General features: G+C 63.8%; 13 protein-coding genes. 10 read left to right on the forward strand and 3 right to left on the reverse strand.

The window, feature by feature from the left end; translation table 11 throughout:
• Positions 1-195: 195 nt before the first annotated feature.
• Positions 196-1,671 (reverse strand): MFS transporter, encoded by a 1,476-nt coding sequence (locus Q8R73_RS08070; RefSeq protein ID WP_305719018.1) that lies wholly within the window; start codon positions 1,669-1,671, stop codon positions 196-198.
• Between the two features lie 139 nt (positions 1,672-1,810).
• On the opposite strand from Q8R73_RS08070, the gene Q8R73_RS08075 reads away from it, so the two are divergent.
• The 6 genes from Q8R73_RS08075 (at position 1,811) to Q8R73_RS08100 (ending at position 8,823) form a co-directional block, all read left to right on the forward strand.
• Positions 1,811-2,059, forward strand: coding sequence for a hypothetical protein (locus Q8R73_RS08075; protein WP_305719019.1), 249 nt, complete (start codon positions 1,811-1,813; stop codon positions 2,057-2,059).
• Positions 2,060-2,258: 199 nt separating this feature from the next.
• Positions 2,259-3,755, forward strand: a complete 1,497-nt coding sequence (gene guaB, locus Q8R73_RS08080) for an IMP dehydrogenase (RefSeq protein ID WP_305719020.1) — start codon at positions 2,259-2,261, stop codon at positions 3,753-3,755.
• 176 nt (positions 3,756-3,931) lie between these two features.
• A complete protein-coding gene (locus Q8R73_RS08085) occupies positions 3,932-4,555 on the forward strand; it encodes a hypothetical protein (protein ID WP_305719021.1) in 624 nt (207 codons plus the stop codon).
• A 132-nt stretch (positions 4,556-4,687) separates the two neighbouring features.
• Positions 4,688-5,713: an NADP-dependent oxidoreductase gene (locus tag Q8R73_RS08090; RefSeq protein WP_305719022.1), complete on the forward strand. Its 1,026-nt coding sequence runs from the start codon at positions 4,688-4,690 to the stop codon at positions 5,711-5,713.
• Positions 5,714-5,856: 143 nt separating this feature from the next.
• Entirely contained in the window at positions 5,857-6,306 is a 450-nt protein-coding gene (locus Q8R73_RS08095) for a hypothetical protein (RefSeq protein WP_305719023.1), read from the forward strand.
• Between the two features lie 165 nt (positions 6,307-6,471).
• A complete protein-coding gene (locus tag Q8R73_RS08100) occupies positions 6,472-8,823 on the forward strand; it encodes a hypothetical protein (protein ID WP_305719024.1) in 2,352 nt (783 codons plus the stop codon).
• Here Q8R73_RS08100 and Q8R73_RS08105 read toward each other — a convergent pair.
• A complete protein-coding gene (locus Q8R73_RS08105; protein WP_305719025.1) occupies positions 8,806-9,636 on the reverse strand; it encodes a metallophosphoesterase in 831 nt (276 codons plus the stop codon). The genes Q8R73_RS08100 and Q8R73_RS08105 overlap by 18 nt on opposite strands.
• A 201-nt stretch (positions 9,637-9,837) precedes the next feature.
• Here Q8R73_RS08105 and Q8R73_RS08110 point away from each other — a divergent pair, with 201 nt between their 5' ends.
• The 4 genes from Q8R73_RS08110 (at position 9,838) to guaA (ending at position 15,378) form a co-directional block, all read left to right on the forward strand.
• Positions 9,838-11,526, forward strand: a complete 1,689-nt coding sequence (locus Q8R73_RS08110; protein ID WP_305719026.1) for a methyl-accepting chemotaxis protein — start codon at positions 9,838-9,840, stop codon at positions 11,524-11,526.
• 211 nt (positions 11,527-11,737) lie between these two features.
• Complete coding sequence (locus Q8R73_RS08115) at positions 11,738-12,160, forward strand: MAPEG family protein (RefSeq protein ID WP_305719027.1); 423 nt, start codon at positions 11,738-11,740, stop codon at positions 12,158-12,160.
• Between the two features lie 36 nt (positions 12,161-12,196).
• A complete protein-coding gene (locus tag Q8R73_RS08120; RefSeq protein WP_305719028.1) occupies positions 12,197-13,495 on the forward strand; it encodes an RsmB/NOP family class I SAM-dependent RNA methyltransferase in 1,299 nt (432 codons plus the stop codon).
• Positions 13,496-13,782: 287 nt separating this feature from the next.
• Positions 13,783-15,378 carry a glutamine-hydrolyzing GMP synthase gene (gene guaA / locus Q8R73_RS08125; protein ID WP_305719029.1) on the forward strand — a complete coding sequence of 532 codons (1,596 nt, stop codon included), beginning with the start codon at positions 13,783-13,785 and terminating at the stop codon, positions 15,376-15,378.
• Between the two features lie 178 nt (positions 15,379-15,556).
• Here guaA and Q8R73_RS08130 read toward each other — a convergent pair whose 3' ends face one another.
• Complete coding sequence (locus Q8R73_RS08130) at positions 15,557-16,456, reverse strand: HNH endonuclease (RefSeq protein ID WP_305719030.1); 900 nt, start codon at positions 16,454-16,456, stop codon at positions 15,557-15,559.
• Positions 16,457-16,497: the final 41 nt, after the last annotated feature.

A 16,497-nucleotide genomic window follows, 5' to 3' on the forward strand; every position in this document is an offset into this window, starting at 1 on the left:
GAAACCTCCCTGAGCGGCAGCAAATCTCGTTGCCGGGGCTTAAGGGGATGGCAGGGGGTTTGCTAAAACTCTCGTCAAATCAATCCATGTTCATCGAGCCGGCCCCGATTACCTTGCCCCAGCGCCCGCCGCGAGCGCGAATGCGGCGGCAACGATCCGTTCTGGCGTCCGCACGGCATCCTCCCTTGTTGCAATTCACCCCAGCCGCTGATCCCGGGCGTCTTCCGTGGTTTCGCTGCCGGCTTTTGCCGCTGCCTTCGCGGCGCTCTTGCGGCTGGAGATTTCGACCGCGCTGCGGCCGGAGATCTCGTGCCCGGCATCGTCAGGCATTTGCCAGAAGAAGTAAGCCGAAATCGCCGAGAAGACCGCGACCACGATAAAGGCTGGCGCGAAATCGACCGCGCTCAGTTCGGTCACATGGCGCATCAGCATTGAGGATTCAACAGCAAACGCGCCGACCGCGACACCGGCAGAAATCGCCAGTTGCTGGTTGACGCTGACCAAAGTGGTGGCGCGGCTCATCTGCGCCGGCTCGACCTCGGCATAGGCCACGGTGTTGATCGCGGTGAACTGCAGCGAGCGGAAGAAGCCGCCGACCAGAAGGATGATCACGATCAGGAGCAGCGGCGTCGCCACCGTGAACAGCGCGCAGGCGGCGAGAAAAACCGAACTCACGATCGCGTTGACGACCATGATGTTGCGAAAACCGAAGGTGCGGATGATGCGTGCCGCCAGCGTCTTCATGCCCATGGCGCCGACCGCCGAGGCGAACGTCACCAGTCCCGAGTGGAACGGCGACAGGCCGAAGCCGATCTGCATCAAAAGCGGCAGCAGGAACGGCAGCGCGCCGATGCCGAGGCGAAACAGGAAACCGCCGAGGATGCTTGCGCGCAGTGTCGGCAGCCGCATCAACGAAAAGTCCAGCACCGGCGACTGGGTCCGCCTGGCATGGATCACGTAGAGCGTCATCGAAACCGTGCCGATTCCGATCAGCGCTGCCACGACGGTCCACGGCAGCAGATTGAGCCCCGCCACCGACAGTCCGAATGCGATGCCGCCGAGCCCCAACCCCGCCAGCAGCAGCCCGTAGAGATCGAAGCGCTCGGGTGTCTCGCTGCGGATCGGGTCGATGTAGCGCTGCGCCATGAAGATGCCGAGCAGGCCGATCGGAATGTTGATCAGGAAAATCCAGTGCCAGGAAAAATAGGTCGTGATGAAGCCGCCGAGCGGCGGGCCGATCACCGGCCCGATCAGCGCCGGTACCGTGACCCAGGCCATGGCGTTCACCAGTTGGCTCTTGTCGATCGAGCGCAGCAGCACCAGCCGTCCCACCGGGGTCATCATGGCACCGCCGATGCCCTGCAGGATGCGCGCAATGACGAAATCGGTGACGGAAGTGGACAGCGCGCAGCCAATCGACCCCACCATGAACACGGCGATCGCCGCCGAAAATACCGTGCGGGCGCCGAAGCGATCGGCGGTCCATCCGCTCGCCGGAATAAATACCGCGAGCGACAGGAGATAGGAGGTAATGGCGAGCTTCAGCGTCAGCGGACTGGTGCCGATATCCGCCGCGATCGCCGGCAGCGAGGTCGCAATCACCGTCGAATCCATGTTCTCCATGAACAGGGCCGCGGCCACGATGAGCGGGATCAGGCGTTCTTTGGTCATCGGAACCGGGGATCGATGGAGAGCGGGGGAGGCAGACCGGCTGTAACATCGCGGCGGATGCGGGGCTATTGCGGAGCCCGCAAAACCACCTAAATCCTGACAATGTTCACTGCGCGGCATGGCCGCCGGAGATCCGACGATGATCTATGTCCTCGCCGCCCTGCTGCCGCCGCTCGGATTGCTGCTGAACGGGCAGCCATTCTCGGCGATATTCAACCTCGTCCTGATCGTGCTTTGCGTGATTTTCGGGTTGATTTTCCCCATCCTGCTGCTGGTGCCGTCAGCGCACGCGCTGATCGCGGTTCACACCAAGCGCGAGGATCGCCGGCACCGGGAGGTGGTGGAGGCGATCCGCCAGCATGGCCCGCCACCGGGCTATCCGCGCTAGGAAGCAGGGCCCCCGGCTACCGTTCACAAAAGCCTGTGCATGGCTGGCAAACGCTTTGATTCGGCGCTCCGCCATGCTATCGACCACCGCCAACCCTACCGATGGGCTTCGATTCGACGGTGACGCCTTGGCGTCGGCGCAGGTCCTGCTCATCCCATAGGTCGTATCGCGGCGAACGGGCCGCCGAAGGAGTTGGTAAATGGCGCTGGTAAAGGGACTTCAGGGGATTCGCGAAGCCTATACGTTCGACGATGTGCTCCTGAAACCGGGCCTTTCGGACATCCTGCCCTCCGAGGCCGATATCCGCTCCCACGTCACCCGCTCAATCCCGCTCAATATTCCGATCATTGCCTCGGCGATGGACACTGTCACCGAAGCGAGGATGGCGATCGCCATGGCGCAGGCCGGCGGCATCGGGGTAATCCACCGCAATTTCGACGTCGACGGCCAGGCCGCCCAGGTGCGGCAGGTCAAGAAGTACGAATCCGGCATGGTGGTCAATCCGTTGACCATCGGCCCCGACGCGATGCTGTCGGACGCGCTGGCGCTGATGACCGACCACGGCTTCTCCGGCATTCCCGTGGTCACCGGCGCGGCCAAGGGCGTGCCCGGAAAACTGGTCGGCATTCTCACCAACCGCGACGTGCGCTTTGCCACCGACCCGCGCCAGAAGATCTCGGAGTTGATGACGCACGAAAACCTCGTGACGGTGCGCGAGGGCGTCAGCCAGGACGAGGCGAAGCGGATGCTGCACCAGCATCGCATCGAAAAGCTGCTGGTGGTCGACGACCAGTATCGCTGCGTCGGCCTGATCACCGTCAAGGACATGGAAAAGGCGGTCGCGCATCCCCTGGCCTGCAAGGACGCGCAGGGCCGCTTGCGTGTCGCCGCCGCGACCACGGTCGGCGAGGGCGGCTTCGAGCGCACCGAGCGCCTGATTGAGGCCGGGGTCGACATCATCGTGGTGGACACCGCGCACGGTCATTCCTCGCGGGTGCTGGAGGCGGTCGACCGCATCAAGCGGCTCTCCAATGCCGTGCAGGTGATCGCCGGCAACATCGCCACCATGGAGGGCGCGCAGGCGCTGATCGATGCCGGCGCCGACGCCATCAAGGTCGGCATCGGTCCGGGTTCGATTTGCACCACCCGGATCGTCGCCGGCGTCGGCGTGCCGCAACTGACCGCGATCATGGATGCGGTCGAGGCCGCCAAGAAAGCCAACGTGCCCGTGATCGCCGATGGCGGCATCAAGTATTCCGGCGACCTCGCCAAGGCGCTGGCTGCCGGCGCCGACATCGCGATGGTCGGTTCGCTGCTGGCCGGCACCGACGAGACCCCGGGCGAAGTGTTTCTGTGGCAGGGCCGCTCCTACAAGGCCTATCGCGGCATGGGTTCGGTGGGCGCCATGGCGCGCGGTTCCGCCGACCGCTACTTCCAGCAGGACATCAAGGACACGCTCAAGCTGGTGCCCGAGGGCATCGAGGGCCAAGTGCCTTACAAGGGCCCGGTCGGCAACGTCATGCACCAACTCGCCGGCGGCCTGCGTGCGGCGATGGGATATGTCGGCGCGCGAAACCTCGCCGAGTTCCACGAGAAGGCGCAATTCGTCCGGATCACCGGGGCGGGCCTGCGCGAAAGCCACGTCCACGACGTCACCATCACCCGCGAAAGCCCGAATTATCCCGGCGGGGTCTAGTTGTCAGGGTCCAAATAGACCACCACAAATCAGGCGAAACGCGATACGGTGCGGGCTGCCGATATCCGCGCTGCCCGGATCTTCAGTTTCTGGTTCCAGGCGCTGGATCCTGGCTCGGGATCGCAGTGTTTCCCTGAAATTCATCTCAACATAAGTCAGAAAAGAAGTTGGTCACTATGGTCGATTGGTCCGATGACAGGATTGCCGCGCTTTCAGATCAGGATCTGAAGAATCTGCTGGTCAACGCGGAACGCAAATCCGTCGCCGAGGTCATCGCGCAGTGCAAGGCCGAGATGGAAAAGCGCGATGCGTTGAAGCCCCGCAAGGCCTCGAAGCCGCGCACCGAATTGAAGGAATTCGAGCACGACATGTCCGGGCAGCTTGCCGTGGTCGGCAAGGAGATGGCCGAGAAGTACGATTTGTCGGAAGAGACTGCGAAGGCCCAATCGGTCGGCGTCAAGGGCTTCAAGTCGCACAAGCTGCTGGATGCCAAGGGTTACGCCAAGCTCGGCGGCATGCAGCGCGACGGTTCGGTCGCGATCGACCGCTATATTTCCTACCGCCGCGGCAAGGACATCGTGTCGCTCAGCGTCTTCCTGCTCAAGGACCAGCCGATCGAAGCGCATGAGTTTCACGTCATCGCCCCGCAGGCCTTGCTCGATGGCGCCAAACCGGTGGCGGAAATTCGTCCGACTGCGACTGAGGCGCAAAAGCAGTCCGCCGACGGCGGCCTGGCCTTCAAGGATCTGCCGAGTGCCGCGGCGGCATTCGACGCGGCGCTGGCGAAGATCACGGCCTGAGAACTATACTCGGAACTTCAAACGTCATTCCGGGGCGATGCGAAGCATCGAACCCGGAATCTCGAGATTCCGGGCCTGGTCGATCGGACCATCCCGGAATGACGAACCAAAAAATCAGAGGAAAGCACAACCATGTCCCAATCCGCCAAACGCGTCGTTCTCGTCTCCCGCCCGGCCGGCGAACCCAAGGCGTCGGACTTCCGCATCGAGGAGTGCGCGATCCCGACACCGGCCGCCGGAGAGGTGTTGCTGCGCACCATCTGGCTGTCGCTCGATCCCTATATGCGCGGCCGCATGAGCGATGGCCCGTCCTATGCGGCGCCGGTGCCGATCGGGGGCGTGATGGAGGGCGGCACCGTGAGCGAAGTGATCGCCTCGAACAATCCCGCTTTCGCCAAGGGTGACATCGTGCTGTCGCGCGCCGGCTGGCAGACCCATGCGCTGTCCGACGGCAAGGGGCTGAACAAGATCGACCCGAAACTCGGCTCGATCTCGACCGCGGTGGGCGTGCTCGGCATGCCCGGCATGACCGCCTATACGGGCTTGCTCGATATCGGCAAGCCGCAGCCCGGCGAAACGGTGGTGGTGGCCGCCGCCTCCGGCGCGGTCGGCTCGGCGGTCGGGCAGATCGCGAAGATCAAGGGGGCGCGCGCGATCGGGATCGCCGGCGGCAAGGACAAGTGCGACTATGTCAAAAAAGAGCTCGGTTTCGATGATTGCCTCGATCACCGCGATCCCGATCTGGCTGCGAAGCTGAAGGAAGCCTGCCCCAAGGGCATCGACGTCTATTTCGAGAATGTCGGCGGCGCGGTGTTCGAAGCCGTATTCCCGCTGCTCAATGCGTTCGCGCGCATGCCGGTCTGCGGCCTGATCGCCGAATACAATAATTTCGGCGAGACGTCGCCGAAATGGGCCGGCAAGATGATGCGCGCGGTGCTGACCAAGCGCCTGACCATCCGCGGCTTCATCGTCAGCGATTTCGCCGCGCGTCACGGCGACTTCCTGCGCGACATGTCGCAGTGGGTGCGCGACGGCAAGGTCAAGCACAAGGAATTCGTCACCGAAGGACTCGACAGCGCGCCCGCCGCCTTCATGGGCCTGCTGAAGGGCGCCAATTTCGGCAAGCAACTGGTACGGGTCGGGCCGGACAAGGCCTGAGGCGCGAGCACGGCGTCCGCCCACAACACGGGCGGACGTTGGGCCCATCCCATATAGCTCAAATCCGGCGCATCGGCTTTACCGGCCTTCAACCTTCCCCACGTAACAATGGCCCCGATACAACTCTCTTTCGGGGCCGCAACATGCGTATCGTTCCAGCTGTCTTGCTGCTGATTGTTGCCGGCCTCTCGACCGCATCGGCGCAGGAGGCCGCGACTGCGCCGGCATCTTCACCGGCTCCTGCGTCATCGTCCCCGGCGCCATCCTTTGCGATGGACCATGGCAATGCGGCCTCCGCCGCGGCGGCTTCGAAAGCGGCGGCGGCTGCCGCAAGAGCCAAGGCAGACGCCATCCGCAACGGACGTCCGCTCACCCCCAGCCAGTCGACCGATTTTGGTGTCAATGGCGGCGGTGTCGTTCGCCTGGCTCCGCCGCTCACGCCGGAGCAGCAGAAGGCCGAGGCGGAAGCCCGCGCGGCCTGGCAGGCGCGTTGCCGGCCGGTCGTGGTGACAGACCGCGAGGGGCTGCGCCGGACGCAGTATGCCGAGCCCGATTGCGACCTTTCGCGGTTCAATACGGCCGGCGGCGCATGAGCGTGCCAGCGGGTCAATCCGGCATGAATATCGGACAGAAGGCTGGCCGTTTCACGACTTGCGGTAACAGCCTCTTAAGCGAAGCTGCCTAGAGTTTCGCCTCGACGCACGCTCGATCCTCCGTCCGATGCGGGAGCGCACCGTTTCCAACGCCCCGGTCCGGTCATGAAAAGCACCGCTCACAATCCCAATCGCAGCCTGGTTCGCATCTTCTGCCTGTCGCTCGGCGGATTGGTGTTCGTCTACACGGCGATTGCGATTTACACCCTGATGATGCGCCCGGACGTCGGTGCGGCGGAGTTGGCCGCCAGCCTTGTGCGGATCGCGTTCGGATTTATGCTGGCAGCGCTGTTCTGCTGGGGGTGGCTGGCCGAACCGCTGGAGCGGCAGGTCAGGCTGATGGGGGCGGTGTTCGAATCCGACTACGCCAACCTGGATACCCGGACCAAGATCAGGGCGATCGTGCTGGTGACGATGCTCAGCCTGCTCCTCGAACTGGTACTGATCCGCTGGCTCGCATCGGTATTTCCGGTGTTCGCCTTCTACAAGAACTTCACCATGCTGGCCTGCTTCCTCGGCCTCGGCGCCGGCTACGCGGTCGCGGAAAAGCAACGCTGCGCGCCCGCACTGGTGTTGCCCATGCTGGCGCTGTTCGTCGGCGTCATCACGCTGCTGCGTTACGATACCGGCGGCGGACACCTGATCTTCTCGATCGGCTGGCTCTCCGCATTCGATCTTCCGGTCTATTTTCTGCTCGGGGCGAGCTTCATCCTGTGCGCATGCATCTGCTATCCGCTCGGCCAGCTTTGCGGCAAATTGCTGCACAGCTCCAATTCGCTGAAAGCCTATGGCCTCAATCTGATCGGCAGCATTCTGGGCGTCGTCGCGCTGTTCGTGATGAGCCTGTACTGGCTGCCGCCGGTGATCTGGTTCGCCGTGGTCGGCGGCATGATGCTGCTGTTCGTGCTGCCGCGCGACGGCTTCCTGCCGGCGGGCATCGCCAGCTTCTGCGCCCTGCTGGCGATCCTGGCCTGGCCGGTGCAGCCGGAGACGCAGCGGATTTACTCGCCGTACCAGTTGCTGGAGCGCACCGCCACCGCCGAGGGATTGATGCAGATCCTGTCGGGCGGCAGCTACTACCAGAAAGTCTACAATTTCGCCGACAGCAAGCGCGGGCAGGAAAGCGACGCGGATCGCTATGTCCGCGCCTATTACGAATTCCCCTACAATTTCAAGAAGCCGCCGGAGCGCGTCGCCATCGTCGGCTCCGGCAGCGGCAATGACGTGGCCACCGCGCTGCGGTTGGGCGCGTCGCATGTAGATGCGATCGAGATCGATCCCGCCATCGCCTTTCTCGGCAGGAAGTATCATCCGGAACGGCCGTACGACGACCCGCGCGTCAACCTGTCGATCAACGATGCCCGCAATTTCTTCCGCACCGCCGACCAGAAGTACGACCTGATCGTCTACGGCGTGCTGGATTCGCATACCGCGCTCAGCCATGCCTCCAACCTGCGGGTCGATTCCTACGTCTACACCCGCGAGGGGATCGCCGAGGCCTTCAGGCTGCTGAAGCCCGATGGCGTGCTCTCGATCTCGTTCACGCTGGTCAACGACGCCCTCGGCTTCAAACTATCCAAGATACTGCGGGAACTGCCCGGCGCCGGCAAGCCGCTGGCGGTGCGGGTGCTCTATGACTATTCGAACACCACTGCCTTCATCGTCAGGAAGGGCGGCGCAGTGACGATGCCGAACGCCAGCGCCTTTGCCGCGATCGGCTTTACCGACGTCTCCGAGCAGTTCTCGCAACCCTATCCGGAGTCCGCGGTCCCGACCGATGACTGGCCGTTCTTCTACATGGTCGAGCGCGCCTATCCTTTCACCTACATGATCGCGCTCGGGATCATCCTGGCCCTCAGCTACTTCTTCGTGCGCAAGACCATCGGATTTTCCGATCCGATCGACCGCAGTTATCTGCCGTTCTTCTTTCTCGGCTCCGGTTTCATGCTGGTGGAGACCAAGGCGATCACCGAACTGGGACTGCATCTCGGCGGAACCTGGGTGGTGATCGCGGCTGCCATCCTGCTGGTGCTGGGAATGGCCTTCATGGCCAACCTGATGGTGACGCGGACCGGGCGCAATCTGACCGGACCGGCCTATGTCGGATTGTTCGTCAGCCTGCTGGTCGGATACGGGCTGGCGGTCAGCCACAGCGATTGGACGTTTGGTCCGCCGTTCTTGCAACTGGCGATGAGCTGCTTCGTGCTGACGGTCCCCCTGTTCTTTGCGGGAATCATCTTCTCCAGCCTGATCGGCGAGGGCAGGATCAACATCTCGACGGCGTTCGCCTACAATCTGATGGGTGCGCTGTTCGGCGGCGTGATGGAATACAACTCGATGTATTTCGGATTTGCGTTCCTCTATTTACTCGCACTCGGCTTCTACGTACTGGCCTGGCTATTCTCGCGGAAATCCGCGTCGCTGGCGCAGGCGGCGCATCTAGCTCCTGCGGAGTAGCTGCTCCAGATCGACATCGATCTGGCCCGGCGCCCTGACGTGGCGGACCTCGAACGCGTCGGGCTGAAAGCGGTACTCCACCAACCCGACCTCCTTTCTGCCGATCACTTCCTGCTTGCGGTCAGGAATGATGAAGCCGGTCGACGGCGCCCAGACGTGTCTGACATGGCGAGAGGTAAAATCGCGGCGCTGGTGCACATGCCCGCTGGCGACCAGCCGCAGGTCGACGGTGTTCAGCATCTCCACGAGGCGGCGGCGAGAGGGCATCGGCACGAAGCGCATCGCGGTCGCCGCCAGTTCTGCGTCCTCGGGTGAATTGAGAAACAGCGGCTTGTGCAGGAACAGCGCTACCGGCCGGCGATCGGCGCTCGCGAGCGCCTGAGCCAGCCAGTCGAACTGTTGGGCCTCGCTCGCAAGGCCGGTGTTCATCACAAGCGAGTTGAGACCGATGAAGCACCAGCCCGCGGCCTCGAAGCGCCAGCGGTCTTCGCCGAAGCACGCGCGAAAAGCCTGCACGCCTTGCTCGGTGACGGGCTGAGACGGCGCGGGAGCGGGGAGGGTCGGGTTGTCGCCGACGTCATGATTGCCGGGAAGATAGCGGCACGGCACCGGCAGCGCTGCGTGCAGTTCGTGGGCAAATTCGGGATCATCCGGGTTGGTCGGGGCATCCCAGGCGAGATCGCCGCTGTTGACGACGAGGTCCGGTCGCGTCGCGTCGATATATTCGCTGACCCGGTGAAAATTGTCGGTGAGTTCCTGGTGGCGGCGGGTGAGGTGGGTATCGGAAATCTGGGTCAGGCGAAATTCGGGCATGCACGGTTCCTTGCGGGGCCGATTATAGGTCGATCAGCGACGGAATGATGAAAATCCGGGAGCAAACTCCCCTGATCGAGTTGCTACTCGAGCATCAGGTGGATCCCGGTTGAGACGATTTTAACCAGTTTGCAATATTGACCGCAATCGTACCGCAATTTTGTCGAGTCCGCTCAGCTTGACCCTCCCGGGACCATGGCCATGAGACTTCGCATTACGATTTCCCGCGCGATCTTTGCCTTCGGGGCGCTGACGGTCGTCGGTCTTGTGGCCGTGATCTTTGCCAGCAATTACGCGCTCTCGGAGCTCAAGGTCGGAGGGCCGCTCTACAGCAAGATCAAGCTCGGCAACGACCTGATCGCGGATATCCTGCCGCCGCCCGAATACATCATCGAAGCCTATCTGGAAGCCACCCTGGCGCGGCAGGATCCGTCGACGGTCGCGGCGCGGCGTGACCGGCTGGCGCAGCTCAGGAAGGACTATGACGACCGTCACGCGTTCTGGATCAATTCCGACCTCGAGCCCGTGAACAAGACCATGCTGGTCGAAAAATCGCACAAGGAAGTGCAGCGCTTCTGGAACGTGGTGGAGCAGTCGTTCCTGCCGGCACTGGCGAAGGGCGACACGGCCCAGGCGACGTCGTCCTATGCGGCAATCGCTGCGGCGTATACGGCGCACCGCGCCGTGATCGACGAGATCGTCAAAAAGGCCACCGACGACAACGCCGCCGCGGAAGCCGAAGCCACCAGCCGGGTCCGGTGGTTCACGATTCTGCTCTGGAGCATTTCCGCGTTCGTGTTTCTCGTCGTCGGCGCCGGGATTGCCGGCGTGGCAAGGGGTGTCATCCAGCCGATCATCAGGATGACCGGTGCGATGCAACGGCTCGCCAGCGGCAAACTGGACAACGAAATTCCCTCGCTCGGCCGCCAGGACGAGGTCGGCGCCATGGCGACCGCGCTGCAGGTATTCAAGGAAAATGCGTTGCGCGTTCAGGCCATGGAAGCCGCGCAAGCGAGCGCGGCAAAACAGGCCGAGGCGGACCGCAGGGCCGGCATGCTGCAAGTGGCGGACGGCTTTGAAAAGGCCGTGGGCCGGATCATCAGGACCGTATCGTCGGCTTCAACCGATATCGAGGCGGCCGCCGGCAGCCTGACCAGGACCGCGGAGACGACCCAGAAATTGTCCGCGACGGTCGCGGACGTATCCGAACAATCGTCATCGAATGTGCGCTCCGCGGCGGCTGCCTCCGAGGAGATGGCCGCTTCGGTCGCCGAAATCAGCCGGCAGGTCCAGCAATCCCAGGCGATTGCGCAGGCCGCGGTGGCGCAGGCGGAGCAAACCAATGTCCGGATCGCGGAGCTGTCGCATTCGGCGGGCCGTATCGGCGAGGTCATCAAGATGATCACCGCCGTTGCCGAACAGACCAACCTCCTGGCGCTCAATGCGACGATCGAGGCCGCGCGCGCCGGCGACGCCGGGCGGGGTTTTGCCGTGGTGGCATCCGAGGTGAAAGCACTATCCGCGCAAACCGCCAAGGCCACCGAAGAGATCGCGGCGCAGGTGACCCAAATGCAGTCCGCCACCGAGCATTCGGTGTCCGCGATCAGGGATATCGGCGCGACCATTGCCCAGATTTCGGAAATTTCCACCGCGATCGCGGCGGCCGTCGACCAGCAGGGCGCATCGACCCAGGAAATCGCCCGCAACGTCCAGCAGGCGGCCCAGGGCGCGACCCAGGTGACCGGGCGGATCACCGACGTCAATCGCGGCGCGGCGGATACCGGCGCCGCCGCCGGACAGGTTCACGGCCTCGCGGTGTCGCTGCTCTCGGAAAGCAATCACCTCAGCACCGAGGTTGAAACCTTCCTGCAGACCATCCGCGTGGCCTGACGAGGGGCAGGGGCTGCCATCATCCGCCACCGGGTCGGCGCTATCTTGTCCAGGCCAGCGGCTCGCAGCTCGGGTGCCGGTTCGGCACCGAAATCGATGGAACCGCCCGCCCTTGGTCACGGCAGCGGCGATGCGACCGGGCGGGATTGATTGTCAGGGGGGAGCGCGGTCGCTATAGCGGGGGCCTGCACGCGATCGAGGGGGAATTCCGATGACGGTTCAAATGGTTTTGCTGCCGGTGTTCGTGCTGGTGGGGCTTGCCTTCGCGCTGCTGCTGGGGATGGCCTCGGCGCGCACCCGGGCGGTCGTGGGCAAGCAGGTCAGCCTGAAGGATGTCGCGTTGCGCCAGCCGAACTGGCCCGAGCGGGCCACCCAGATCGGAAATTGCTTCAGCAACCAGTTCGAGATCCCGATCCTGTTTTACGTGCTGATCGCGCTGGCGCTGCCGTTGCGCAAGGCCGACCTGATCATCGTGCTGCTGTCCTGGGTGTTCGTGGTCACGCGCTTTGCCCATGCCGGAATCTTCGTGACCTCCAACGACGTCCGGCAGCGCTCGCTGGTCTGGTTCGCCGGCGTGCTCGTGTTGTTCGCGATGTGGCTCTACTTCGCTCTGAACATGCTGTTGTTGAGCTAACCCCTTATCCAGTCGAAAGTATCGCGAAAGGCCTCAATGACTCCCGCCGCGCGGCTCTCCGCCGCCATCGAACTGATCGGCACCATCGACGCGGAGCGCGTTCCTGCCGCGAAAGCGCTGAAGGAGTGGGGCACCGCGCATCGTTATGCCGGCTCCGGCGACCGCGCCGCGATCGCGGGGCTGCTCTGGGACGTGCTGCGCCGGCGCGCCTCCAGCGCCTGGATCATGGACGCCGATACGCCGCGGGCGCGGATGCTGGGCATGCTGAAACTCGAGCGCAAGCTCGATACTGACGCGATCGCAGCCCTGTGTGACGGCGGGCGCTTCGCGCCGGAGCCGCTGACCGAGGCCGAACGCACCGCGCTGACCTCGCGCTCGCTGGCCGACGCGCCGGCGCACGTCGCCGGCGATTATCCGGAATGGCTCGATCCCCATCTGGCGCAGGCGTTCGGCGACGACCGGGTCGCCGAGGCGACCGCGATGGCGAGCCGGGCGCCGCTCGATCTGCGCGTCAACACGCTGAAAACCAGCCGCGAAAAGATGCTGCCGTCGCTGGCCCATCTCGGCGTTCAGCCGACGCCATGGTCGCCGATCGGGCTGCGCATCGAGCTCGGCGCCGACGCGCGCAATCCCGGCATCCATGCCGAGGAGGATTTCATCAAGGGCGCCATTGAAGTTCAGGACGAGGGCTCGCAGCTCGCGGCCCTGCTGTCGGCGGCAAAACCCGGCGAGCAGGTGATCGACCTGTGCGCCGGCGCCGGCGGCAAGACGCTGGCGCTGGCGGCGATGATGCAGGGCAAGGGCCGGCTGATCGCGACCGACCACGACAAGCGGCAACTGGCGCCGATCTACGAGCGGCTGTCGCGCGCCGGCGTGCACAATTGCGATGTCCGCACCCCGAAGGGTCCGAACGACACGCTCTCCGATATCCACGCCACAGCCGATCTCGTGCTGATCGACGCGCCCTGTACCGGCACCGGCACCTGGCGGCGCAACCCCGACGCCAAATGGCGGATGCGCCCCGGCGCGCTCGAGGTGCGGCTGAAGGACCAGGTCACGGTGCTCGACCGCGCCGCCGCGCTGACCAAGGCGGGCGGGCGGATCGCCTACATCACCTGCTCGGTACTGCCGCAGGAGAACGGCGAGCAGATCAGGGCCTTTTTGGCGCGCCATCCCGACTTCGCGGTAGTGCCGCCGGAGCAGACGGTCGGCGTGCTGTGGGACAAGGCCGAGGCCTTTGCCGAAGCCGCGCTGCAATCGCCCGAAGGCTGGCTGATGACGCCGCGCCGCACCGGGACGGACGGGTTCTTCGTGTCGGTGCTGAAGCGGGGGTGAGGTCTGGAGAGACTGTCATTCCGGGGCGGCTCGAAGAGCCGAACCCGGAATCTCGAGGTTCCGGGTTCGATGCTTTCGCATCGCCCCGGAACGACGATCTCAAAAATCTCGAAAACAACCCCATGCAATGAAAATATGTTAATGCCGCCAAGGCCTTACGGCATCGATTCCAGCATCAATCAGGTCAATAATACTTACCTTGTTTCGCCTGTCCATGCCCGCAGAAGCATGTGGGCCACGGCGTCTGCGCGGTTGCGAGGGCCGCCCCCGTCGCGTATTTGCTGTCCATGACAGCCCCCCAGCCAGCTATGGAGTCGACGCCTTCGGTGGCCTCGGCGCATGACAAGATTCTGATCGTCGATTTCGGCAGTCAGGTGACGCAACTGATCGCGCGCCGGGTGCGCGAGGAGGGCGTCTATTCCGAGATCGTGCCGTTCCAGAAGGCCGAAGCGGCGTTCGCCGAGATGAAGCCAAAAGCGGTGATCCTCTCCGGCGGCCCGGAATCGGTGCATGAAGCAGGCTCGCCGCGCGCGCCGCAGGCGATCTTCGATTCCGGCGTGCCGGTGCTCGGCATCTGCTACGGCCAGATGACCATGGCGGCCCAACTCGGCGGCGAGGTCGAGGGCGGACACCACCGCGAATTCGGCCGCGCCGATGTCGAGGTCAAGGCATCAAGCCAGTTGTTCGATGCCACCTGGGGCATGGGCGAGAAGCATCCGGTGTGGATGAGCCATGGCGACCGCATCACAAAAATGCCGCCGGGTTTTACCGTCGCCGGCACCAGCCCGAACGCGCCGTTCGCGGTGATCCAGGACGAGGCGCGAAAATATTACGGCCTGATGTTCCACCCCGAGGTGGTGCATACGCCCGACGGCGCCAGGCTGATCCGCAATTTCGTCCGCAAGGTCGCCGGCCTCACCGGCGACTGGACCATGCGCGCCTTCCGCGAGGAGGCGATCGAGAAGATCCGCGCCCAAGTCGGCAAGGGCAGGGTGATCTGCGGTCTCTCTGGCGGCGACGACTCCGCGGTCGCCGCGGTGCTGATCCACGAGGAAGTCGGCGACCAGCTCACCTGCGTGTTCGTCGACCACGGCATGCTCAGGCTCGACGAGGCCAAGACCGTGGTCGACCTGTTCCGGCACCACTACAACATCCCGCTGGTGCATGTGGATGCATCAAAGCTTTTCCTCGGCGAACTGGCCGGGGTCACCGACCCCGAGCAGAAACGCAAGACCATCGGCCGCCTCTTCATCGACGTGTTCGACACCGAGGCGAAGAAAATCGGTGGCGCGGATTTCCTGGCGCAGGGCACGCTCTACCCCGACGTGATCGAGAGCGTCTCCTTCACCGGCGGCCCCTCGGTGACCATCAAGTCGCACCACAATGTCGGCGGGCTGCCCGCGCGCATGAACATGAAGCTGGTCGAGCCCCTGCGCGAACTGTTCAAGGACGAGGTCCGCGTGCTCGGGCGCGAACTCGGCCTGCCCGAAATCTTCGTCGGCCGCCACCCGTTCCCCGGCCCCGGCCTCGCCATCCGCTGCCCCGGCGACATCACGCCCGAAAAACTCGACATCCTGCGCAATGCCGACGCCGTCTATATCGATCAAATTCGAAAAGCCGGCCTCTACGACACCATCTGGCAGGCTTTTGCCGTGCTGCTGCCGGTCAAGACGGTGGGTGTGATGGGCGACGGCCGGACCTACGAATACGTCGTCGGCCTGCGCGCGGTTACATCGACCGACGGCATGACCGCGGATTTTTACGCGTTCGACATGAAGTTTCTCGGCGAGACGGCGACGCGGATCATCAACGAGGTGAAGGGCGTCAACCGGGTGGTGTATGACATCACGAGCAAGCCGCCGGGGACGATTGAGTGGGAGTAGGGGGGCCAGCCCGCCAAGAAGTGTATTTTAGCGGCGGCCGAGAACCCTAACGTTGACTGCTTTTCGCGAGAACATCCATTCTCGCGGATAGTCACCCACAAGATGTATTGACTTCCCGTCGCGGCGGCCATCGTGCCGCTAATGTTGCGATACAGGGTTTGAGGTACATTTGGCACCGTCAAGCTTTGAAACAGTTCTCGCGATGCCATCGCAGGAAATGAGGGTGAGGCTGATCGACGGTGCGGACGGGCGCCAGAATGCGCCCGGTCTTGTTGATGAGGGTGCGGACGCCGGCGGTATCGTTCACGTGACGCGAGATCAGAATCTCATGGTCTTCCGCGATGCTGATCAAGCCGCGGTCAAACATCCAATGCGCGGTGCCGGAGAGGGCGAGGCCATTGCTGACGATATCCGGCCCATTCGCCTCGACTGGTCTTATGTGCGCGGCATCGACCTCGGCCCGCCCGCGGCCATTGATCAGCTTCAGGGAAGTAACCGCGCAGCGGGCATCGTAGGCACTTAGAACGACGCTGCGGAAGATGCGGTCCCGGACGATGCGGGACGTCAAATATTCGACGCGGCTCCGTTCCTGCTCGTATTGGAACACGGCCTGTCCCTCTTGCATGCCTGGCAGGGCGGAGCGCGCATCGATGCGCGGCAGCAAGGGTGTGTTCTCGGCGAATCCGAGTTCGGTGATCCGGTTGAAATCCGCCGGAGAAATCGGTCGAACCGCGGATTGAGCGCGGCCGGAAATCTTGCCGTGTTCGTTCAGCAGGCCCCGCTCGATGAGTCCGCCGACTTCACGGAACGGGACTGGATTGACGAAATCCAGATAGCTGCCGGGTTCGACGATGGCGATATACATCCCCGAAGTGCCTGGGTCAGGGATGACGTGTTGAATTTTGGCAATTGCAAAGTAGCCGCGCGATTCCCGCGCTTTCCGTGGCTCGTAGTAGATGATCCAGTCCCCAATGCACGCTTCGACGCGAGCGAGGTATTGGCTGGGAAACTGGTATCGCTCGGCGGGACTGTCCTCGTAGATCGAATCCGATCGGTGGATGAAGACGCCAAATGTCACTAATTGCCCTCTGGAGGATGCGGTCTAATTCATAGCGAAGC

The sequence above is a fragment of the Bradyrhizobium sp. genome (genome assembly GCF_030697065.1).
Lineage (GTDB): Bacteria > Pseudomonadota > Alphaproteobacteria > Rhizobiales > Xanthobacteraceae > Bradyrhizobium.

What these genes read in the sequence shown, in the direction of transcription:
- Q8R73_RS08070 (WP_305719018.1), bottom strand. Translation starts at nt 1,671, where the DNA reads ATGACCAAAGAACGCCTGATCCCGCTCATCGTGGCCGCGGCCCTGTTC.
- Q8R73_RS08075 (WP_305719019.1), top strand. Translation starts at nt 1,811, where the DNA reads ATGATCTATGTCCTCGCCGCCCTGCTGCCGCCGCTCGGATTGCTGCTG.
- guaB (WP_305719020.1), top strand. Translation starts at nt 2,259, where the DNA reads ATGGCGCTGGTAAAGGGACTTCAGGGGATTCGCGAAGCCTATACGTTC.
- Q8R73_RS08085 (WP_305719021.1), top strand. Translation starts at nt 3,932, where the DNA reads ATGGTCGATTGGTCCGATGACAGGATTGCCGCGCTTTCAGATCAGGAT.
- Q8R73_RS08090 (WP_305719022.1), top strand. Translation starts at nt 4,688, where the DNA reads ATGTCCCAATCCGCCAAACGCGTCGTTCTCGTCTCCCGCCCGGCCGGC.
- Q8R73_RS08095 (WP_305719023.1), top strand. Translation starts at nt 5,857, where the DNA reads ATGCGTATCGTTCCAGCTGTCTTGCTGCTGATTGTTGCCGGCCTCTCG.
- Q8R73_RS08100 (WP_305719024.1), top strand. Translation starts at nt 6,472, where the DNA reads ATGAAAAGCACCGCTCACAATCCCAATCGCAGCCTGGTTCGCATCTTC.
- Q8R73_RS08105 (WP_305719025.1), bottom strand. Translation starts at nt 9,636, where the DNA reads ATGCCCGAATTTCGCCTGACCCAGATTTCCGATACCCACCTCACCCGC.
- Q8R73_RS08110 (WP_305719026.1), top strand. Translation starts at nt 9,838, where the DNA reads ATGAGACTTCGCATTACGATTTCCCGCGCGATCTTTGCCTTCGGGGCG.
- Q8R73_RS08115 (WP_305719027.1), top strand. Translation starts at nt 11,738, where the DNA reads ATGACGGTTCAAATGGTTTTGCTGCCGGTGTTCGTGCTGGTGGGGCTT.
- Q8R73_RS08120 (WP_305719028.1), top strand. Translation starts at nt 12,197, where the DNA reads ATGACTCCCGCCGCGCGGCTCTCCGCCGCCATCGAACTGATCGGCACC.
- guaA (WP_305719029.1), top strand. Translation starts at nt 13,783, where the DNA reads ATGACAGCCCCCCAGCCAGCTATGGAGTCGACGCCTTCGGTGGCCTCG.